The organism is Brevibacillus porteri, from assembly GCF_003013475.1.
Taxonomy (GTDB): domain Bacteria; phylum Bacillota; class Bacilli; order Brevibacillales; family Brevibacillaceae; genus Brevibacillus; species Brevibacillus porteri.
Map to the genome: position 1 here is coordinate 69,084 of NZ_PXZO01000004.1, position 18,938 is coordinate 88,021.

Consider the following 18,938-nt stretch of genomic DNA (forward strand, 5'->3'; position numbering starts at 1 on the left):
TACAAGTACATCTCTTAAGATGTTTTCTTTCAGTTCAGTTATTACCTTATCATTTTTAATAAACGCCAAGAAATTTGGCGTTTTTTTAATTATTTTGCATCAACTGCCAAATCATTTTGCACATTTTGGTAGTATATACCTCAAAAATAATATTTTCATAAATTATTTCTTTTGGTATCATTCTTGCAGAGCATATATCGCTATCGCGCCTGAAAACGCATACATCCATTGAACATACTCGCGTGAAGGAGAGGGTTATATGTCCACAAGCAACATGGAGCAGCACAATCAATTGAAACGCACGATGAACAGCAGACACCTCTTTATGATTTCTCTTGGCGGCGTAATCGGAACCGGGTTATTTCTCGGATCAGGTTATACAATTAGTCAGGCAGGACCAGTTGGTGCCATTCTCTCCTATTTAGTCGGCGGCTTTATCATGTACCTGACTATGCTATGTCTGGGCGAGCTGACAGTTGCCATGCCAGTGGCCGGTTCGTTCCAAACATATATGACCCGCTTTGTTAGCCCAGCACTTGGGTTTGGTGTAGGTTGGTTGTATTGGCTTGGTTGGGCCGTGACCGTTGCTTTAGAGTTGTTGTCATCAGGATTGCTGATGCAACGTTGGTTCCCTGACTCACCTGTTTGGATGTGGTGCGCGATCTTCGGTGTAGTGCTCTTCTTATTAAATGCTTTATCTGCTCGAGCGTTCGGTGAATCTGAGTTCTGGTTTTCCAGCATTAAAGTAAGCGCTATCATCTTGTTCATCATCTTGGGTGGAGCGGCGATGTTTGGTTTCATCGACCTGAAAAACGGTCAGCCTGCGCCAATGCTCTCCAACTTTACAGAAAGCCCGCTTCTCCCCTTTGGAATCACAGGCTTGCTGATGACGATGATCACCGTGAACTTCTCCTTCCAAGGTACCGAGCTAATCGGGATTGCCGCTGGAGAAAGTGAGGATCCAGAGAAGACGATTCCGAAGGCCATTCGTACGACGGTTTGGCGTACACTCGTTTTCTTCATTCTGGCGATTGCCATCGTGGCAGGGATGATTCCACACCAACAGGCAGGTGTGATTGAAAGTCCGTTTGTCGTCGTTTTTGACAGTATTGGGATTCCTTATGCCGCTGACATTATGAACTTCGTTGTCTTGACAGCACTTCTATCTGTAGCCAACTCTGGTTTGTACGCAGCAACTCGCATGCTTTACTCCCTGTCCAAAGAAGGAATGGCTTCGAAAAAGCTTGGGGCTGTAAATGGAAAAGGGATTCCGATGAACGCTTTGTTGATTACGTTTGCAATTGCTCTCTTGTCTCTTCTGTCCGGTATTTTTGCAGAAGATACAGTGTTCATGGTGCTGTTGTCTATCGCTGGTCTCGGCGCACAAGTGGGGTGGATCTCCATCTCCGCTTCGCAGCTCGCTTTCCGTCGCCATTACCTGAAAAATGGAGGCAAGCTGGAGGATCTGAAGTTCCGTACACCTTTGTATCCGATACTGCCTTTGATTTCCTTGATCTTGAACTTGCTCGTTCTCGTAAGCTTGGCATTCGATCCCGAACAGCGCATCGCCTTGTACTGCGGAGTTCCGTTCATGATCATTGCGATATGCGTGTATCAATTCCATTTTAAAAAGAAAATCGAAGCATAATCACAAAAAGAAAAGCTTGCAGCCCCCCTCTTTCAAGAAGGGACTGCAAGCTTTTCATGTTTTATATGCGATGCGATAGGCTTGGCAATACTACAATGAGATTCGGACAATTTCCGTAACGACTACCATGGCAAAGACTGCAAATCCAAGGGAACTCGTTACCAGCAACATGCGCTTCAGCTTTTTCATATCTTCCATAAAATTCCCTCACTTTCTTGCGCCAATCTTCTCTATCGTTATATACGTATGAACAATGGAAAATGTTTCATTTCGCCCAAAAATATTTACGATCGAGCTATTTTCTTAAGATCATTCCCGATTTGTCCGGTTTGTTGTTCCATGCGATATAGCATCCAGGCCACCCAAAACCCGATGACCAAACAAATGGTCCACGGCAGCCACGGCGTTTGCAAGCGCAGCCCTACATCGTACACCCATCCTCCTGCTATTTGTCCGAACGAACCCCCGATGGCAATCGAATACCCGTTGAAGCCGTAATAGGCGCCAACCAAGTCCTTGGGAGCAAAACGAGGAACGACATCCACCAGATTCGGAACAGCAATCATGGTACCCAGTGCAAAAAGGAACACATCCAAAAGAATGAGCCACAATGAATCGGCAAACGTGAACAAAAATAGTCCCACACTCATAAACAACGTTCCGATGCCAATCAAGGTAAGCCTTTGCTGATAACCCTCCAGCAATTGTGTCACTTTCATTTGAAATAAGATCACAAACAGCGAGAGAGCAGAAAGCACGATCCCTACATTCACCTTGCTATGCGTAACATTTTCAACAAACAGCGGAATCGTTAAAAACACCTGCATATTCAAGTAATAATACCCCATCAAAATAAAGGTATATCGTACAAACAGCTTGTCCTTCACTACCGTGGACATACTTTCCCATATGCTATGCCGTGTATTAGTGGCGCGAATTGGTGGGAATAAAAAGAAGATCACGATTGTATTCACTCCGAAAACGGCTCCTGCAAACAACGAAATGTACGTAAAATCAATAGCCGAGAGTGCTGTCCCCACGATTTGGGAACCGACAACCGCAATATTTCCAAGCACATTGCGAAGGGAGAATACTTCTTTTCGAATGGCCTCAGGTGTAATAATCGCATAGGCAGCAGAACAAGCAGGCTCAAACAACGCCCCACCCAATCCGGAAAGAATCGCGGCAACAAAAAAGTGCCAGGTCTCGGTACAAAAAGCGAACATCGCAAAACCACCGGCACGTACGCCCAATCCAAGGAACATCGCCCCTTTGTATCCGAAGGCATCCGCGATCACACCGCCTAAAAAAGCAAGACCTTGCTGGGAAAACTGTCTGACACTCAGGACAATCCCTGCCATCGCCAGTGTCCAGCCGATGCTGCCCGTCATATACAAAGTGAGGTACGGGATTAATGCATAAAAACCCATATTCATCATAAAAGATGTGCTTAACAAGAGCTTCACTGAAAAGGGCGTTTCTCGCCACCATTCCCACTTCATCCCAATACCCCTCGCTCTCCCGATAGCCCACATGAAATAAGGATATCCCCAGCTTAGCGAACAGGGTATAATTTGGGAAACGAACATTTTTGTATATGGTAATCAAATATTTAGATAAGAGGGATTCCAACTGTATGGACTTCGAACAATTACGCGCTTTCTACACATTGGCCCAAACGAAAAATTTCACCAAGGCTGCGGAAATGCTCCACTTAGTCCAGTCTACGGTGACAATGCGAATCAAGCAACTGGAAGAAAAAGTTGGCAAACCTCTTTTCATTCGTGATAAAAGAAGTGTTGAGATTACCCAAGCGGGCTTAACCCTTTTACCGTATGCAGAGAGAATCCTCAAACTGTCCCATGAAGCCCTAAATGAAGTCGCTTCACTCCAGCCTTATGAAGACTATTTATCGATCGGCAGCTTAAACGCGATCTGGACTTCCACCCTCGAGCCAATCTTGAAAGAATACCACTATCGGTATCCACAAATTGCGATCAGCACCAAGACAGGGCACTCGTCCGATGTCATCCAGTATTTGCTGGACAACGTGATTCAAATCGGAATCGTGTACGTTCCCCCATCCTTGCCCAACTTTGACGTTATACCAACGTGGGATGATGAAATTGTCTTGGTTTGCTGTCCAGAGAGCCCCATTGCCGCATCTACACACGTCGATTCGCGCGAGCTGCGCAATCTGCCGCTGCTGTACATGAATTGGGGCCCTCCTTTTAACGAGTGGATTAGACAGACATTGCCGCGTAATTACGTACCCAAGCTGACAGTAGACAAAGCGGAGCTCGCCATCGATCTGATCAAAGAAGGTCTCGGCGTGAGCTTGTTGACGCGCTCTACCGTCAAAGCAGAGCTTGCGGCAGGTACCTTGAAGGAACTGATCATAACAGGCAATAAACCTCCCAAACGATCGGCGTACATCGTCTTGCCAAAGGACAAAAAAAATAAACCCAGCGTAGAAAAATGGCTGAGTTTAATGAGTGAATTAGGGTATTCCACCTAGCTTGCTGATTACCTGGACTGCGGTATGGGGTCGACGACCGTGCTTCGTCTCCCCATCCATTCTTCATAGCCAAGACGAAGGAGAAAGTACCAGCACATCGACAGGAAAAAGCCGGTAAGCACATCGCTCAAATAATGAACCCCCAAGTACACACGGCTGAACGCGAGCAATGCCACGAAAATAAAAACCGCAGGCTGCACGAGCGACGACCATCTTTTCTCCGCAAACCACTGGGCAATCCAAAACGCGACCATGCAATAAAAGGCTGGTCCAATCATCGCATGACCACTCGGAAACGAAAACGACTCCGGCAGCTCAATCAGATTGACGCCACTCGGTCTAGGTCTCTCAAAGAACCGCTTTAAGAGCTCATTCGCTACTTCACTGGCACCGAGGGAAATGAGAACAAACATTGCCTCCACACGATATTTCTTTATGTATAGGACAACGAACATGATCACCGCTACAGGTACAAGAAACATGCCGCCGCCAAGATTGGTTACCAATCGAAAAAAAGCAGTCCCAACATCCGAGCGAATCGACTCTGCAAATGCCATGGCAGCTTGATCCATACCAGCCACTTTCCCTGCTACGTAGAGGGCAAACATGCTTGTGGCAAGTACCGCAAATGTAAGTGCTCCGCGTACATATCCATTTTTTCTAGTTGTCTGATTCATTGTTGATCTCCTCTTTCCATCAAAAAGCGCAAGGACTCAGCAAATCGTTGATCGTCTTCACGCGTGCGAGCAGCAGGCCCCTTTGTACGACCTCCCCCTCGCCGATATCTCGCTTTTTCATTTCGTTCTTCCAAATGAAATGTAATCCGTTCTGGGTCAAAAACCATCCCGTGGGGTGTCAGGGCATGGGCTCTCTTTCCTAGAATAAGCGCTGCCAGACCAATATCCTGCGTCACCACGACATCCCCTGAACTCGTTTCGTTCGCCAGCTTCATATCTACGGCTTGTGGACCGGCATCTACCGTTACATGATTGGCGTTGCCGATTTGATGATTATAACTGGCAAAGGTCAAACAAATCCAGTCGAGCTCCTTGCACAATGCTTGGGCAGTTAAGAGTGCCTGGCGCGGACAAGCATCCGCATCGATAAGAACACGTCCTTTTGACATAGTTGCTCCTTTCGTGTGTATTTCTCTCCCCGTACCGATTCATTTTTGGTATGATGGAAGTGGAGAGGAGTGAGTTCACCTTTGCGCTATCAATTTATCCATGATGAACGGCTAGGTATACGACTTCCCGTGCTGCATCTGGAATGGGAAGATTATTCGAAAGTAGAAAGAGCGGATATGTTGCTGGAATGGGAAGAAATCCGCGCGACCATTCCGGATAAAATACACCGGGTAGAGAAGGTCATTATCGAGAAAACCAAACTAATGTCCGAAGAAGAAAATTTCGTTAGATCTTGCGAATTGAACAGCGAGATCCACGAATTGGCCAGTGTTATTAATGATCTTAATATATGGTTCCGTGTCCAGCAAGACCATGACTCCAAACCCCATCAATAATTCGTTTATAAAAAGCAACAGCTCCTTGGCTTCTTTTTTAGCCTCGGAGCTGCTTTTTCGTAGGAACGCTATGCTTATTTTCGCTTGCGACCAATTTCTAACGCCTTCAGCCCTGCTACATGCGGGGCAGCCATCGAAGTGCCATTCAGCTTTTTAAACTGATTTCCCGGCCACGTAGATAAAATATCAACCCCGGGTGCCTTCATATTTACGCCCTTGCCTCTCGCACTGAACGTTGCCAATTTTCCCGTTTGATCAATCGCACTAACCCCTAATACACCATCGTACCGCGCTGGATACTCCGCTTCTCCCCCTCCGTTGCCTGCAGAAGCTACCAGTACGATTCCTTGCTGATAGGCCCGATCAACTGCTCTCGCCATTGCTTCGCTATATTGGGGCATACCAAAGCTCATGTTGATAACATCCATCTTATTGGCAATTGACCATTGCAGAGCTTGCAAAATGGTCGACAAAGATGATTGACCCTCATGATCAAAAGCACGGACGTCATACAAATGAGCCTCTGGAGAAACTCCGACAATTCCTCTTTGGTTCATCTCGGCTACGATGATCCCTGCGACATGCGTCCCGTGTCCATTTTGTTTGCCCCGCACTAGCTGGATGCCACCCTTTATTTGGCCCTTCAAATCAAAATGATCGCGGGAGATTCCCGTATCGATGACAGCGACCTTGACGCCTGCTCCTCGCCCCTTTCGCCACAATCTCTGTGCCCCCACATATCGCACTCCCCACGGGATTTCATCCTCTCCTTCCGCATGGACGCTTACGGTAATGTTCTCTTCCACCATCGCTTTATACCTTCGAAAAAGCTCCTCATGCTGCTCAAATATCTTTTGTTTGACACACAAGCAAGAAAGGTCATCATAGCATCGCCATGGAAGTCTCTCGGTTTTGGTCAGAACCTTGGTTTTCAAATCTGACAGAATCTCGGTAAACGGCGTATCCCGATGAAAGCTGACAATTTTCAATCCCACTAGCCTCCTGTCATGCATCGTTCTGACTCATCCTATGTCACGGCTCCCTCTGTGGGTTTGGGCCATTGCACAACGTTGACCAAAATAGGCGAATAGCCGCGTGAATCTGTCCAAGCGAACTCCCTTGCTTTTCCATATAACTGCATAGGGCAGGCGTATTCCTTTGAAAGGAGCGAAGCATCATGGCAAAAGCAAAAGGAAAAGTAAGGGCAAAGGTCAAGCAAAAAGCGAAGGGCAGTCCACGTGACTTACTGAAATCCATCAACAAGAAAAGCAAGAAAAAATGGACGATGGGCGATGTACGATCACTGGCCAGAGACTTCTCCATGAAAGACTTGAAGGATGACAAGAAATTAAGCGAGCTGATTAAAAAAGTCAGCAAGGCGGTCGGAGTCAAATTATCCGATCAGCAAATGTCCAGCGTAAAAAAACAAGTGCATGATCGCCTGGGATAGGAAATGCCTCCCTTTGGCTTCGCCCCTCTTTGGCGAAGCCTTTTTTTGCAAAACAAAAGAGAGAGCGAAAAATCGCTCTCCCTCCTGGCGAAGCTAATGACCAGTGTTTTCGTTAGTCGCAAGAGCAAGCAACGATTACGAGCAGTACGAACAACACCAGTATTAAAGCAAAGTCGTCAAATCCTCCGTTGAACAGACTCATTCGCTTTCCCTCCTTTGCCAGCAACTAGTCATACTGTATGTGCGAATGCTCAAAGATGATTGGACCATCGCCTATACAAGACTGTTTTTCCTGGTTTTTTACACAGTTACTGGCAAATGGAAAGGAGATTAGCTCGCTTGTCTTTCAATTGGCTCTGGCAGTCCATACTGCTTTTTCATGACTTGACGCCAAAACGGAATCGTACGTTGAATCATCGGTCCCGTTAACAATGCAATCAGTATCGTGCCGATTGACACAGGTCCACCCAACGCAGTACCTGCAAGCAGTACGGTAACTTCTATGATGAGACGGACTCGCTGGATACTCCAGCCAAGACGCTCGTTCATCGCCAGCATAAAGCTGTCGCGCGGTCCTGCCCCAAGAGAAGGAGATAAATACATCCCGATCCCGACAGTCAAAACAACAACACCTGTGAGAAACATCAAGAGCCTCGCCCAGATAGATTGTAGCTCAGGAATAAAATCTAACCATAAGATAAGATCGAGAAAAACACCAAAGCAAATCATATTTAAGAACATTCCAAAATTAGGCTTCATTTTTGCCACGAAATAAGTGGCGAAAATGACAACGACTCCTACGATCTGAGACCACAGGCCAATCGTTAATCCAAATGTCTTTTGCAGGCCGATGTGAAAGGTTTCCCAAGGTGCTACGCCGAGGTTTGCTTTAATGGCCAGTACCGTACCGAATGCACCGACGAACAAACCTAGTACAAACATCAAGTAGCGAACTGTGATCGACCTGTTGAACCCTCTGCCAGACACGTCTCTTTCATCTCCTGACGATGTGGTTTACTTCCAGCCTGCAATGACTTCGTAAAAAAGTCCGTCCTTACGGTAATACGCTTCGGATTTGGAGAAGTTCAGGTAGGTCTGTGCCTCTGCAAGCTGCTCTCCCGTCAAAATGACCTGACGTTGCTTGTTCACATCGTCTCGATATTCGACAACGAGGCTGACTTCTTCCGACTGACAGTGTTGAATGAGTTCTTCTGGTGTAGCAAAGGTAATCCGCTTCATGCTCCCCCACCTCCTCCATCGTGATCATTCATTATAGCAGGGATTATGGCTTTCTCCCATCGTTTCTCTCTCGTTTTACAGATATGCTGCCAAGATCATCAGCCAATTGGGTCGCCGAAAAAATTTGCTGCGCTTCTGCCAACAGATCCTCCATCGAAAAATCCCCGTCTTCATCTTCATAACGTGGACTAAAGTGAGTCAGACACAGTTCTTTCACGCCCGCGTCTTTGGCAATTTGAGCTGCCTCACGTGCTGTGGAATGCCCGCTTCTGGTCGCCAGCTCCTTGTCGTGATGGGCGTAGGTCGCTTCGTGGACGAGCAAATCCGCCCCTTTTGCCAGTTCCACAACCGCTTGGCTCGGCTCCGTATCTCCACTGAAGACGATTTTACGTCCTGGCTGCGGCTCTCCAACGAAGTCCTTTCCGTCCAGAACACGCCCATCCTCGAGTGTGACCTGTTCTCCTCTTTTCAAGGCTCCAAATAACGGTCCTGACGGCACCCCGGCCTGCTTTGCCAGTTCTACTTGAAATGCTCCTGTCTTTTCCTTTTCCATCACAGCATAAGCAAACGAAGGCACGCGATGTTTCGCCATTCGACAGCTCACCACGATTTCTTCGTCCTCGTAGATTACGCCCTCACTGACGATTTTTATTTCCAAGGGATATTGCAAATGAACCGGACTTGCCTCCATGATCGCTCGAAAATATCGGTCGAGCCCTGGTGGTCCGTACAGCTCTAACGGAGTCGGTTCTGTATTGCGCAAAGACCGGCTCGCAAGCAATCCGATCAGTCCGTACAGATGATCCCCATGCAGATGGGTGATAAAGATTTTATCCAACTGACTAATTTTCATCGGTGCTCGCAGTAGCTGGTGCTGAGTCCCCTCTCCGCAGTCAAACAACCACCACTTGCCTGCCTGTAAAAATCGCAAGCCGATCCCACTCACGTTTCTTCGCGTAGTAGGTGCACCTGATCCGGTGCCTAAAAATGTAACGATCACGCTATGTCCATCTCCTTTGTGGCCTTCCCTCATCATGTGCCTGTCTCTATCTCTAGGCATTCACCCTTTTTTGTCTGGGCGCATAGCCTACAACATACAAAGCCTAGCAAGGAGGGACTCCTAATCATGAAACGCTTTTTGGCGCTGGGGCTGGCCGCTTTTCTCGCTATGACGGCCGTCTTGACTGGCTGCACCAGCACTCCCGAAAAAATAAGAATTGGTGAAGTGACTCGTTCTTTGTTTTACGCCCCGCAATATGTCGCACTTGAAAAAGGATTTTTCAAGGAAGAAGGTCTGGAAGTAGAGCTCTCAACCATACCTGGCGGAGATAAAGTGATGGCAGCTCTGTTATCTGGCGGCATCGAAGTCGCGCTCGTTGGCTCCGAGACCAGCATCTACGTCTCTCAGCAAGGAGCTGCCGACCCAGTTGTCAACTTTGCGCAGCTCACGCAGACGGACGGTACCTTCCTTGTTTCCCGCGACAAAATGGATGACTTTACTTTCGACAAGCTAAAGGGCAGTGTCTTCTTGGGCCAACGTAAAGGCGGCATGCCGCAAATGGTCGGCGAGTATGTACTCAAAAAGCACAATATCAATCCGCAAGGCGACCTGGAACTCATTCAGAATATCGAATTCAAAAATATTGCGTCTTCCTTCGCATCTGGTACCGGAGCGTATGTACAGCTGTTTGAACCGGAAGCCTCCCGCTTTGAACAGGAAGGAATCGGCCATGTCGTCGCCTCTTTTGGCAAAGAGAGCGGAACCGTTCCTTACACAGCCTTTATGACAAAACAAAGCTATATCGACAGCAACGCAGCAGCTATTCAAAAGTTTACCAATGCGGTCTACAAAGGGCAACAGTGGGTTGCCAGCCACAGTGCAAAAGAAACGGCTGATGTGATTGGCAAGTACTTCGAGCAAATCGATCCAAAGATTCTGGAAATCGCTGTACAGCGTTACTTGGAGCAGGGCTCCTATGCTACCGATCCCATCCTGGACGAAAAGGAATGGAACCAGCTACAAGATATTATGGATTCCGCTGGTGAGTTAAAGCAACGTGCTGATTACACCAAGCTGGTAAACACCACATTTGCTACCCAATCCAAGGAAGGGAAATAGGCCGTCATGAAGCAGATTTCTTCTACGCCGGCAAAAATAGAACTCGGCCACGTGACCCATCTTTATTTATCCACGACCAGGGCGTTCATGGCGGTCCAAGACATTAACCTGCGCGTGGAGGAAGGCGATTTCATTTGTCTGGTTGGTCCCAGCGGTTGTGGAAAGACGACGTTGCTCTCCCTTATTGCAGGGCTTGAGAAGCCGACAGCAGGCAAGGTGTGGATCGACGGAAGAGAAGTCAGCGGAACGTCTAGGCAAGTTGGCTACATGCTTCAGCAAGATTATTTGTTCAATTGGCGCTCCATCGAAGATAACGTGTTTCTCGGACTCGATATCCAAGGCATCCGCTCCAAGGAAACAGAAGAGTACGCCCTGCATCTGCTGGATGAAATGGAACTGTCTGATGTGCGCAAATCCTCTCCCCTACAGCTGTCAGGCGGCATGCGACAACGGGTTGCACTCGTCCGAACACTCGCCTGTCAACCTGATGTGCTGTTGCTTGACGAACCATTTTCTGCATTAGACTACCAAACCAAACTCAAGCTCGAAGACTTGATCTTTTCAACACTACGCCGGCATAAAAAAACGGCAGTCCTTGTGACACATGATCTCTCGGAATCGATCGCGATGGGCGATCGCGTTTATATCTTTTCACGCAACCCGGGACGCATCAACAGCGAGATTGTCGTACCCAACCCGATCCGGGATGCTCTGCCGTTCGACGCCAGAAATCATGATGGATTCCAAGACTTGTTCCATCGCGTGTGGAAAGAGATGGAGGTAGTGTCTGATGCAGCCAAAGGAAATTGAATCCGTCCATCGTCGCTACTTGCAGCTTGAAAAGCGTATGAGCTTTTCCGTCTTTTCCACACAACTGTTCCTCTTTCTCGTTTTTCTCGGCTTATGGGAGCTCTTGGCTCGAACAAACACCATTAATGCACTCATCTTCAGCTATCCCTCCAAGATTTGGGCTCAATTTTGGTTGCAGCTGCAAGATGGCAGTCTTCTCCCGCATGTCGGCTTGACCGTATGGGAAACGATTATCGGCTTTCTCTTAGGCACGATTCTGGGAACCGTCATGGCAACGATTATATGGTGGTCCCCTTTTCTCTCCCGCGTACTAGAGCCTTATCTGGTTATTGCCAACAGTATGCCAAAGGTAGCCCTTGGTCCGGTTTTCATCGTCGGCTTTGGTCCAGGTTTGCTCTCCGTCATAGCCATGGGGTGCGCGATCTCGGTCATCATCACCACGATCAACGTCTACACCAGCTTCAAAGAAGTCAATCAAAATTACGTCAAAGTCGTGCAAACACTTGGAGGGAGCAAACGGCAAATCTTCACGCTCGTCATTTTGCCAGCTACCATCCCAACCCTTCTCGCAACGCTGAAAGTGAATGTCGGACTTTCGTGGGTGGGCGTCATCGTCGGAGAGTTTCTCGTATCCCAGCAAGGCTTGGGGTATTTGATCATATACGGCTTCCAAGTATTTAATTTCACCCTGGTCATGATGAGCTTAGCCATTATCGCGGTCATCGCTACCCTGATGTATCAAGGCGTAGCCTATATAGAGCGGCGGCTCACCAGCCAGTTCAAATAGATGGCTTCTAAAAAACGGTGCCAACCATCTACCGGGGATGATTGCACCGTTTTTTCATGGATCAATAGGTTCTTACGAGGTTAAGGGGCCACGATCTCGACCTTAATTCTATCTGGGTCCTCGAAAAACAAAGCATAATGTCCCTCGCCTCCAGCATGCGGATGCCGATCCTGATAGAGCAAAGAGATACCGCGACGAGCAGCTTCCTCCCGCAGCTTTTCCACATGTTCTCGATCCCGTGCGTAAAATGCCAGATGATTCAAACCGACTCGACACCGATGATACGGGGTATCGAGGAATCGCTCCTCGGCCTGAACGAATACCAGATAGGTACCATTCTGTTTCCAGCTTACCCCACTGGCCCATTCTTGATATCGCACATAGCCCAGCTCTTCCTCCAGCAACCAGCCCCAAAAATCTTTGGAGCGTGCCAAATTGGAGACGTACACTTCAACATGATGCAGCATCCCACAGTCCCCCTTTTTACAGAAAAACGCCCGACAGTGAAGTGCCGGGCGCTCTAGCTATCGATTTACTTCCAAAACTTCCACTTGCTCTTCTTCGCTGTCGGATCGTCCATGTGGCTCTCGACGACCTTCTGTTGGGCGGCTGCTTCCACTTCGAGCGCTCCAGGTACTCGATTCAGGAAGTGATCGACCATAGGCTTGTAGTTATCTGGCAAATGCTCTTGCATGCTACGCAGAATGACGATTGCCTTTTCCATTTGATCGGTTGCCAACAGAGCGTTGGCATAGTTGAAGCCAGCATACGGATACGGGAAATACGGCGTCCAGAACTTTTCACAAATCTGAATCAACTGATAGACATAACCCGCTTGTCCCAATTCACCTGTCACAGTCATGACGACCTCAAAGCGGTCTTTCGCTCCTTCAATCGCTACCGTGTACCATTTCATCGCATTCAGGAGATCCTCCTCCGTCAAAGCCAGACGAGCCAGCTGCAGCTGTGGTCTCCAAGCGCCTTCTTTACTTGCCAACGCCTCTAGCTGCCCTTTCAGTTCATCCTTTTTCCCTCTTTGCACGAAGCTCTCGACAAACATGTTCAAGCCATTTTCTTGATTCGGGTCTTTGTGCAAACCAGTATGTAGGGTCTCGAATGCTTTTGGCTCATCTCCCTCAAACGCGAAAATCTTTGCCAAATTGGTGCAAGCCGTACCCGATGACGGGAATCGTTCCAGACAATCTGTCAGGATTTTTTTAGCGCTTTCAAATTCTCTCGCCTGCATATGAACGACTGCACGGAAAATGAGAGCAGACTCGATTGGACCGTATAATTCGAGAAGCCTGTCAGCAGCGACAGCGGCTTGCTCATGAAATTGACCCTTCACCAACTCCATCGCAAAATCGCGAAGCTTATCTTTTTCATCCCAGTACTTATCCAGATTTTGCGGAATGATTGTTTTCTGGTAGTCCTCTCGGGACATATCGATGGTTTGACCAAACTCATTGGTAAACGTCACAAATTCAGACATGAAACAGCCTCGCTTTCATTTCCTCACAAAAGTTTCAAATTCTCCACACAAGGAAAACCGCCAATTAGATCCATGCTTTGATATTTACTTTACGGATAAATTCCTCCATTGATTCCTTCGCGGGTTCGTCATTTGCCTCTTCTGCATCTTCCATGCCCATCAGTTGTCGAAACAGTGCTTCGTTCCTTGTCGCCAATGCAAAATCAAGTAAAGCCTCATGCGAGATGCGATTGGCTTCTTCCTCCAGCAATTGCTCCTCCAAGGCGATATCCTCTTCTACAACAGCGATATGCTTATCAATTTTCGGTATGCGTAAAACCCAGGAAAATGCGCTGTCCGGATTGCGGTCACGAGCAATCAGGTAACCGTATTCACCCAAAGGCAAACCTTGCTCGAAGGAGTCGGCAACAATGACGACGCGTTGTCCAAGCTTGAACATGAGCGTCAACTCCCAATAAAGATTAATTCTAATCATACTAAATTGTATGTGTTCTTGGGAAGAGCAAACCCAAGGATAGGCAAACGCACAAAAAGTTTGTTGCTCGAACCAAAATAAGGTACAATTTTTACTAGTGAATGGATATTGGTAATGAGGTGTACAAGGTATGGGTGAAATGTCTACAGGGTTTTCCCTGTTTATCGTTGGCTGGACCATTGTTCTCGTAAGTCTTATGGCGATTGGCGGGTATTTCATGTTCCGCAAATTTCTCAAGTCCATGCCCAAGCAAGATGGAAAATCTGACTTGGATTGGCAAGATCATTACATTGATCAGACACGTGCACTCTGGACAGATGAGGGTCTGACCTTGCTCAATGAATTGGTTGATCCTGTGCCACAGTTGTTTCGTGATGTTGCGAGACGTTCCATTGCAGCGAGAATCGGCCAGATCGCACTGGAAGAGAAAGCAACCACCATTACAACAGATTTGATTGTAAAGGGGTACATCGTAGCAACCCCCAAGCGTGACCACAAATGGCTCATTGCTCACCTGAAATCCAAAGAAATCGACTACACTCCCTATGAGAAATATTTGAATGCCGAGGGATAATTGAAACTTCCTGTGGAGTGATCCGTAAAAAAGGGTAAGACCTTTTTGGCAAGGAGACGATGTGGATGTCAGTCCTACTCACGATTTTGGGGATCGGTTTCGTTATCTTGATTATTGCGATTGTCATAGTGGCGGTCCTCTTTAAGAAAGGCGCCCGGTTCTTGTGGAAAATGACCGGACGTGGCTATCACAAGTACAGCAGCAGTGATTACCGATATCGCCCTTTTTGGAAGATGGGGCATCGAACATACGGTCATCGTCACTATCGTCGCAAATATTCTAGCCATAGTGGATTTTTTAGCAGCTAATGTAATTGAAATGAGAGAACATGAAGGTAGTTCCCAAAACAAGCAACAAACCTCCAAAACCACTAGATTAGTGGCGCTGGAGGTTTGTTTTATTTAAGCATCGCTGCTTTTTTTGTTTACGTTTTGCGGCCCTCCGGATACCCCACCCGATACCAGGAATGCCATGACTTCTGAGCTTTCCGTATCAAGCAGTTGTACCTGATCGCTTGGGAACAACAGGAGATTCCCTGCAAAATTGTACGACTGTGGCAAATAGACCGCTACGTGGTCTGTGAGACCGAAAGAATCGAGGCTTTCCTTTGTAATAAACCCAATTGCCTTTGCATTTCCATCCTTAGATAGCGTCACGAGCACCGGCTTGTCGAAGCTCTTCTTCTCCCCTACAAACGCTCCGATCAAATCCTTGATGGATGTATAAATGAGTTTGATAAACGGCACTTTCTCGAAAACAGTGGACACGAGCGAAAGCACTCCGCGTGTCAGCACATTGGATGCAAGGAAGCCTACAATCGTGATGCCGAGTATGGTTAAGAGGAAGCCCAGTCCTGGAATTTGGAGGTTAAACCAGTTGTGGACCAGCTTATAGAACCAGCTATCCACTGTCGTGAAAATCCAGTACAAAATATAAATCGTCACTGCCAAAGGAATGACAAACAATAACCCCTCTAAAAAATAGCGAATGAAACGCTTCATCTCTCTTCTCCTTTCCCCTAACCACCTACCGTAATTATTGTACCTGATTGGGGTGCCATCTGCTATGATGAAGAAAAAAAAAGAGAAAGTAGGGAGATTCATGCAAGCACTTGTTACACCTCAATGGCTCAAGGATCATCTGAACGATGAAAATTTGGTGATCGTCGATTGTCGTTTTGCTTTAAGTGCTTCTGAAGCAGGTGCAGAGGAATACGGGAAAGATCATATCCCGCAAGCCCTCTACTTTCATCTGAACCGTGACCTTTCTGGTTCCAAAAGCGAGCATGGTGGACGTCATCCTCTACCAGATCCAGATCTGTTAGCTGCCCATTTTTCAAATGCGGGAATCGATGCCAACACGACTGTCATCGCCTATGATGATCAGGAAATGGCGATGGCAGGACGTCTATGGTGGCTGCTGCGATACCTTGGTCACGATCGGGTAGCTGTACTCGACGGCGGATACGCTGCTTGGAAAAAGGCTGGTTATGAGGTAACAGCAGAAGTACCTACTGTACAAGCTCGAGAGTTCGTCCCCCATGTCCGTCACGACATGCTGGTTGACATGGAAGGTGTCAAAAAACGCAGCGACCATACTGTATTGCTCGATTCTCGTGCGCCAGAACGCTACCGCGGTGAGAATGAACCGATCGACGCAAAAGCAGGTCACATACCTGGGGCGCACAATTTCTTTTATAAGGACAACCTCGCTGCTGATCAGACGATGCTTCCGGCAGACGAGCTGCAAAAGCGTCTCGCTCCTTACGCTGACAAAGAATTGATCGTCTATTGCGGCTCAGGCGTGACAGCTTGCTCCAATCTGCTTGCTTTCCATGCTGCTGGTCGAACAGATGTGAAATTGTATTTGGGCAGCTGGAGTGATTGGAGCTCGTACGAGGAAAATCCGGTTGCTACCGGTGAAGAGTAATTCCAAAAATGGAATGGCGGCGATCGCCTCCCTACGATACTGGGGAGCGGTCGCCTTATTGTTCAAAGAAAATAAAGTATTAGACTATGCAATCCGCCCATACAAACAAGCCAGTCAAAACACGAAAATAAAGTGTTAGACTGGCTTGTTTTTTGAACTATCGATACCTGTTAGCTTAGTCATTTCTAAGGTCTTCGAACTTCGGAATCGGATTCCTTTTTTCATGCTGTTTTTTTCGTTTCCAGCTATCGCAGTAAGTTTGCGTCATCAAATGAAGGTATTAGAAATTTATAGTCGATAGGCGATGACATCACGATCAGCGTTGTGTAGGTTCCGGTTTTATCAGATTGATTTCCGAATTCCTCGAGGGCTTGGATGGATTCGGTCATAACTTTTAAGAGGTAATTGTGTTCCCCACTGATACGATAACATTCCACAACATCGGGAGTGGAGCGGCAAAAATCAAGGAAAGCGTGACAATCTCTCGTATGAAACAGCATAAAGGCTACCGTATGCTTTCCCACTTTTTCAGGGGAAATGATGGTGCCTGCTGACCGAGAGGAAAATCGGCCCATGAGAGAAGAGACGTTATATCAAACCGTAAAGAGAGGTGCCTACGTCATGTACCATCATCCAACTACCTCGACAAAGAGTGTCTCCGGTGCTCTCCAATCCGACAGTCTTCCCTGGTCCGGCTTACTGGCCCTTGCTATGGCTGGATTCGTCTGTATTCTCACCGAAACGATTCCGGCTGGCTTGCTGCTTCAGATAAGCGAGGGGCTTGGAGTATCGGAGGTCCTGGCGGGTCAGCTTGTCACCTTATACGCCCTTGGCTCACTATCGGCTGCGATTCCATTGACAGCAGCGACACGCGGATGGCGACGGCGACCGCTTTTACTAATGTGCATCCTTGGATTTTTCATTTTCAACTCGATCACCACTCTGTCTTCCAGCTATACGCTGACGCTGGTTGCTCGATTTTTCGCGGGTGTTTCCGCGGGTGTTTCCGCTGGCGTATTGTGGGGGATGATTACAGGCTATGCTCGTCGGATGGTGCAAGAATCGCTGAAAGAGCGGGCTATGGCGGTGGCTATGGTAGGGACCCCTCTCGCTCTGGCGCTTGGTGTCCCTGCTGGAACATTTCTCGGTGCTCTTATTGGCTGGCGCTTTGTGTTCGGTATCATGTCACTACTGGCTTTGATGCTGGTTGTATGGGTACTTTGGAAGCTGCCAGACTATCCCGGAGAGAATGTGGATAAACGGCTCCCCCTCCACCAGATCTTTGTTATCCCCGGGGTGAGGCCGGTACTGTTTGTCGTAATTACCTGGGTTCTAGCCCATAACATTCTCTATACTTATATTGCACCATATCTTGCTCAGGCTGGATTATCAGAGCGTATTGATTGGGTATTACTCATTTTTGGAATGACTTCGCTGGTTGGGATCTGGGGTATTGGTGTGTTGATTGGTCGAAAATTACGACCTCTGGTTCTGATCAGCCTCACCGTATTCGCCATGGCGTCTGTTATTCTTGGTATAGGTAGCGGCCATCCCATCGTGATTTATCTAATGGTAGCCCTGCGGGGATTGACGTTTGGAGGGGCAGCGACTTTGCTACAGACTGCACTAGCTGATGCTGCGGGCAAGAGTGCAAATGTGGCCCAGTCCATGCTCGTGACGGCGTGGAACCTGGCCATCGGTGGAGGCGGGATGTTGGGCGGAGTCCTTATCGAAATAATGGATCCCAGCTCCTTACCCTGGGCTTTGTTTATTTTGCTCATCCTTGCGCTTCTAGTAGCTTGGCGTGCAAGCAAGCACGGATTTCCTTCAAAATGAAGACCTAGCTCTAGACAGGACAGGATGCCTTCTATCCTATTTGCGCCTACACTTAATAAAAACGGTGATAGATAATCCAGGTGTTCGTAGAAAATAAAGTACTAGACTATTCAATACTTCCGTACAAAAAGCCAGTCCAGATTGTCTCCAAACGTAACGCAGACGCTATGGCGTTAACACCGTATTTGGTAGCGCTGGCAATCACTTCCTTGCCGGCAATGAGGGAGATGATGATGACATCTCCCTTGCCCTGACCCAGCATCGGCGGAAGCCCGTAGTGCAGCGTCAACATAAGACCGTGTACATTCGTCCTGTACAGCTCCTCCCATCTTTCCTGTACCTCTTCAGCCTTTTGAATATCAGCAGGTACTGCCATAACCTCGTACAATCCCTCTTTATGCAATTCCTGAACCAGCTCATCCAATCGATGCCCCGATGCCACTGCTAGCGCCTGTCACCAAGGCCACTTTGCCGATCAGACTCTCCTTCTCATTCCAAGATAGCTCCAAATCATCCAGATTCATTTCGCACCCTACCAA

24 protein-coding genes and 1 pseudogene are annotated in these 18,938 nt (G+C 47.7%); 11 read left to right on the forward strand and 14 right to left on the reverse strand.

The genetic code is table 11. The features are described 5' to 3' along the window. Positions 1 to 259: 259 nt before the first annotated feature. Positions 260 to 1,648 carry an amino acid permease gene (locus C7R92_RS05045; RefSeq protein ID WP_069852182.1) on the forward strand — a complete coding sequence of 463 codons (1,389 nt, stop codon included), beginning with the start codon at positions 260 to 262 and terminating at the stop codon, positions 1,646 to 1,648. A gap of 284 nt (positions 1,649 to 1,932) precedes the next feature. Here the strand turns inward: C7R92_RS05045 and C7R92_RS05050 are convergent, their stop codons facing one another. Further along, positions 1,933 to 3,150, reverse strand: coding sequence for an MDR family MFS transporter (locus tag C7R92_RS05050; RefSeq protein ID WP_208636181.1), 1,218 nt, complete (start codon positions 3,148 to 3,150; stop codon positions 1,933 to 1,935). 134 nt (positions 3,151 to 3,284) lie between these two features. Between C7R92_RS05050 and C7R92_RS05055 the strand changes: the two genes are divergently transcribed. Then, positions 3,285 to 4,166, forward strand: a complete 882-nt coding sequence (locus C7R92_RS05055) for a LysR family transcriptional regulator (protein ID WP_017247917.1) — start codon at positions 3,285 to 3,287, stop codon at positions 4,164 to 4,166. A gap of 8 nt (positions 4,167 to 4,174) precedes the next feature. Here C7R92_RS05055 and C7R92_RS05060 read toward each other — a convergent pair whose 3' ends face one another. Further along, positions 4,175 to 4,843, reverse strand: coding sequence for a phosphatase PAP2 family protein (locus C7R92_RS05060; RefSeq protein ID WP_106833438.1), 669 nt, complete (start codon positions 4,841 to 4,843; stop codon positions 4,175 to 4,177). Then, positions 4,840 to 5,292, reverse strand: coding sequence for a YaiI/YqxD family protein (locus C7R92_RS05065; RefSeq protein WP_017247915.1), 453 nt, complete (start codon positions 5,290 to 5,292; stop codon positions 4,840 to 4,842). Before C7R92_RS05065 ends, C7R92_RS05060 begins: the two co-directional genes overlap by 4 nt. Positions 5,293 to 5,361: 69 nt before the next feature. Between C7R92_RS05065 and C7R92_RS05070 the strand changes: the two genes are divergently transcribed. Beyond that, on the forward strand, positions 5,362 to 5,688 hold the full coding sequence (locus tag C7R92_RS05070; protein ID WP_106833439.1) for a hypothetical protein: 327 nt from the start codon (positions 5,362 to 5,364) through the stop codon (positions 5,686 to 5,688). A gap of 74 nt (positions 5,689 to 5,762) precedes the next feature. Here C7R92_RS05070 and C7R92_RS05075 read toward each other — a convergent pair whose 3' ends face one another. Next, positions 5,763 to 6,677 carry a S8 family peptidase gene (locus C7R92_RS05075; RefSeq protein WP_106833440.1) on the reverse strand — a complete coding sequence of 305 codons (915 nt, stop codon included), beginning with the start codon at positions 6,675 to 6,677 and terminating at the stop codon, positions 5,763 to 5,765. Between the two features lie 188 nt (positions 6,678 to 6,865). Here C7R92_RS05075 and C7R92_RS05080 point away from each other — a divergent pair, with 188 nt between their 5' ends. Further along, the gene (locus C7R92_RS05080; RefSeq protein ID WP_017247912.1) at positions 6,866 to 7,138 is read left to right on the forward strand and encodes a stage VI sporulation protein F; all 273 of its coding nucleotides are present in this window, start codon (positions 6,866 to 6,868) and stop codon (positions 7,136 to 7,138) included. A 112-nt stretch (positions 7,139 to 7,250) separates the two neighbouring features. Here the strand turns inward: C7R92_RS05080 and C7R92_RS05085 are convergent, their stop codons facing one another. The 4 genes from C7R92_RS05085 to rnz form a co-directional block, all read right to left on the reverse strand. After that, positions 7,251 to 7,340, reverse strand: a complete 90-nt coding sequence (locus tag C7R92_RS05085; RefSeq protein ID WP_100169674.1) for a YjcZ family sporulation protein — start codon at positions 7,338 to 7,340, stop codon at positions 7,251 to 7,253. Positions 7,341 to 7,468: 128 nt separating this feature from the next. Then, positions 7,469 to 8,125, reverse strand: a complete 657-nt coding sequence (locus C7R92_RS05090) for a YczE/YyaS/YitT family protein (protein ID WP_106833441.1) — start codon at positions 8,123 to 8,125, stop codon at positions 7,469 to 7,471. A gap of 27 nt (positions 8,126 to 8,152) precedes the next feature. After that, complete coding sequence (locus tag C7R92_RS05095; protein WP_017247910.1) at positions 8,153 to 8,377, reverse strand: hypothetical protein; 225 nt, start codon at positions 8,375 to 8,377, stop codon at positions 8,153 to 8,155. A 43-nt stretch (positions 8,378 to 8,420) separates the two neighbouring features. After that, entirely contained in the window at positions 8,421 to 9,377 is a 957-nt protein-coding gene (rnz, locus tag C7R92_RS05100; protein WP_017247909.1) for a ribonuclease Z, read from the reverse strand. Between the two features lie 126 nt (positions 9,378 to 9,503). On the opposite strand from rnz, the gene C7R92_RS05105 reads away from it, so the two are divergent. From C7R92_RS05105 to C7R92_RS05115, 3 genes are read left to right on the forward strand one after another with little or no spacing between them, the layout of a single operon-like run. Next, a complete protein-coding gene (locus C7R92_RS05105) occupies positions 9,504 to 10,496 on the forward strand; it encodes an ABC transporter substrate-binding protein (protein WP_106833442.1) in 993 nt (330 codons plus the stop codon). 6 nt (positions 10,497 to 10,502) lie between these two features. Next, on the forward strand, positions 10,503 to 11,306 hold the full coding sequence (locus C7R92_RS05110; RefSeq protein ID WP_017247907.1) for an ABC transporter ATP-binding protein: 804 nt from the start codon (positions 10,503 to 10,505) through the stop codon (positions 11,304 to 11,306). Then, positions 11,287 to 12,093 (forward strand): ABC transporter permease, encoded by an 807-nt coding sequence (locus tag C7R92_RS05115; RefSeq protein ID WP_106652840.1) that lies wholly within the window; start codon positions 11,287 to 11,289, stop codon positions 12,091 to 12,093. Before C7R92_RS05110 ends, C7R92_RS05115 begins: the two co-directional genes overlap by 20 nt. 80 nt (positions 12,094 to 12,173) lie before the next feature. Here C7R92_RS05115 and C7R92_RS05120 read toward each other — a convergent pair whose 3' ends face one another. The 3 genes from C7R92_RS05120 to C7R92_RS05130 all read right to left on the reverse strand — a co-directional run bounded on the left by C7R92_RS05120 (position 12,174) and on the right by C7R92_RS05130 (position 14,024). Continuing rightward, on the reverse strand, positions 12,174 to 12,560 hold the full coding sequence (locus C7R92_RS05120; RefSeq protein WP_069852198.1) for a VOC family protein: 387 nt from the start codon (positions 12,558 to 12,560) through the stop codon (positions 12,174 to 12,176). A 65-nt stretch (positions 12,561 to 12,625) separates the two neighbouring features. Next, entirely contained in the window at positions 12,626 to 13,585 is a 960-nt protein-coding gene (locus C7R92_RS05125; RefSeq protein ID WP_069852200.1) for a tetratricopeptide repeat protein, read from the reverse strand. A 64-nt stretch (positions 13,586 to 13,649) separates the two neighbouring features. Then, the gene (locus C7R92_RS05130) at positions 13,650 to 14,024 is read right to left on the reverse strand and encodes a hypothetical protein (protein WP_012685928.1); all 375 of its coding nucleotides are present in this window, start codon (positions 14,022 to 14,024) and stop codon (positions 13,650 to 13,652) included. Between the two features lie 166 nt (positions 14,025 to 14,190). Here C7R92_RS05130 and C7R92_RS05135 point away from each other — a divergent pair, with 166 nt between their 5' ends. Continuing rightward, complete coding sequence (locus C7R92_RS05135) at positions 14,191 to 14,634, forward strand: DUF2621 domain-containing protein (protein ID WP_017247903.1); 444 nt, start codon at positions 14,191 to 14,193, stop codon at positions 14,632 to 14,634. 65 nt (positions 14,635 to 14,699) lie between these two features. Then, a complete protein-coding gene (locus C7R92_RS05140; RefSeq protein ID WP_106833443.1) occupies positions 14,700 to 14,942 on the forward strand; it encodes a hypothetical protein in 243 nt (80 codons plus the stop codon). Between the two features lie 93 nt (positions 14,943 to 15,035). On the opposite strand, the gene C7R92_RS05145 is transcribed toward C7R92_RS05140, so the two are convergent. After that, complete coding sequence (locus C7R92_RS05145; RefSeq protein ID WP_106833444.1) at positions 15,036 to 15,635, reverse strand: DUF502 domain-containing protein; 600 nt, start codon at positions 15,633 to 15,635, stop codon at positions 15,036 to 15,038. A gap of 100 nt (positions 15,636 to 15,735) precedes the next feature. On the opposite strand from C7R92_RS05145, the gene C7R92_RS05150 reads away from it, so the two are divergent. Further along, positions 15,736 to 16,563 (forward strand): sulfurtransferase, encoded by an 828-nt coding sequence (locus C7R92_RS05150; RefSeq protein ID WP_017247901.1) that lies wholly within the window; start codon positions 15,736 to 15,738, stop codon positions 16,561 to 16,563. 245 nt (positions 16,564 to 16,808) lie between these two features. On the opposite strand, the pseudogene C7R92_RS05155 reads toward C7R92_RS05150, so the two are convergent. After that, a pseudogene (locus C7R92_RS05155) lies at positions 16,809 to 17,108 on the reverse strand (Lrp/AsnC family transcriptional regulator); the annotation flags it as partial. A 76-nt stretch (positions 17,109 to 17,184) separates the two neighbouring features. On the opposite strand from C7R92_RS05155, the gene C7R92_RS05160 reads away from it, so the two are divergent. Next, positions 17,185 to 18,399, forward strand: coding sequence for an MFS transporter (locus tag C7R92_RS05160; RefSeq protein ID WP_106833474.1), 1,215 nt, complete (start codon positions 17,185 to 17,187; stop codon positions 18,397 to 18,399). 106 nt (positions 18,400 to 18,505) lie between these two features. On the opposite strand, the gene C7R92_RS05165 is transcribed toward C7R92_RS05160, so the two are convergent. Then, positions 18,506 to 18,841: an SDR family NAD(P)-dependent oxidoreductase gene (locus tag C7R92_RS05165; protein WP_244195653.1), complete on the reverse strand. Its 336-nt coding sequence runs from the start codon at positions 18,839 to 18,841 to the stop codon at positions 18,506 to 18,508. Positions 18,842 to 18,938 lie beyond the last annotated feature (97 nt).

Bases quoted from the DNA above. Each gene is read 5' to 3' on its own strand.
- C7R92_RS05045 (WP_069852182.1), top strand. From the start codon at position 260: ATGTCCACAAGCAACATGGAGCAGCACAATCAATTGAAACGCACGATG.
- C7R92_RS05060 (WP_106833438.1), bottom strand. From the start codon at position 4,843: ATGAATCAGACAACTAGAAAAAATGGATATGTACGCGGAGCACTTACA.
- C7R92_RS05080 (WP_017247912.1), top strand. From the start codon at position 6,866: ATGGCAAAAGCAAAAGGAAAAGTAAGGGCAAAGGTCAAGCAAAAAGCG.
- C7R92_RS05120 (WP_069852198.1), bottom strand. From the start codon at position 12,560: ATGCTGCATCATGTTGAAGTGTACGTCTCCAATTTGGCACGCTCCAAA.
- C7R92_RS05135 (WP_017247903.1), top strand. From the start codon at position 14,191: ATGGGTGAAATGTCTACAGGGTTTTCCCTGTTTATCGTTGGCTGGACC.
- C7R92_RS05055 (WP_017247917.1), top strand. From the start codon at position 3,285: ATGGACTTCGAACAATTACGCGCTTTCTACACATTGGCCCAAACGAAA.
- C7R92_RS05140 (WP_106833443.1), top strand. From the start codon at position 14,700: ATGTCAGTCCTACTCACGATTTTGGGGATCGGTTTCGTTATCTTGATT.
- C7R92_RS05130 (WP_012685928.1), bottom strand. From the start codon at position 14,024: ATGTTCAAGCTTGGACAACGCGTCGTCATTGTTGCCGACTCCTTCGAG.
- C7R92_RS05150 (WP_017247901.1), top strand. From the start codon at position 15,736: ATGCAAGCACTTGTTACACCTCAATGGCTCAAGGATCATCTGAACGAT.
- C7R92_RS05160 (WP_106833474.1), top strand. From the start codon at position 17,185: ATGTACCATCATCCAACTACCTCGACAAAGAGTGTCTCCGGTGCTCTC.
- C7R92_RS05145 (WP_106833444.1), bottom strand. From the start codon at position 15,635: ATGAAGCGTTTCATTCGCTATTTTTTAGAGGGGTTATTGTTTGTCATT.
- C7R92_RS05115 (WP_106652840.1), top strand. From the start codon at position 11,287: ATGCAGCCAAAGGAAATTGAATCCGTCCATCGTCGCTACTTGCAGCTT.
- C7R92_RS05125 (WP_069852200.1), bottom strand. From the start codon at position 13,585: ATGTCTGAATTTGTGACGTTTACCAATGAGTTTGGTCAAACCATCGAT.
- C7R92_RS05105 (WP_106833442.1), top strand. From the start codon at position 9,504: ATGAAACGCTTTTTGGCGCTGGGGCTGGCCGCTTTTCTCGCTATGACG.
- C7R92_RS05065 (WP_017247915.1), bottom strand. From the start codon at position 5,292: ATGTCAAAAGGACGTGTTCTTATCGATGCGGATGCTTGTCCGCGCCAG.
- C7R92_RS05050 (WP_208636181.1), bottom strand. From the start codon at position 3,150: ATGAAGTGGGAATGGTGGCGAGAAACGCCCTTTTCAGTGAAGCTCTTG.
- C7R92_RS05110 (WP_017247907.1), top strand. From the start codon at position 10,503: ATGAAGCAGATTTCTTCTACGCCGGCAAAAATAGAACTCGGCCACGTG.
- C7R92_RS05095 (WP_017247910.1), bottom strand. From the start codon at position 8,377: ATGAAGCGGATTACCTTTGCTACACCAGAAGAACTCATTCAACACTGT.
- C7R92_RS05085 (WP_100169674.1), bottom strand. From the start codon at position 7,340: ATGAGTCTGTTCAACGGAGGATTTGACGACTTTGCTTTAATACTGGTG.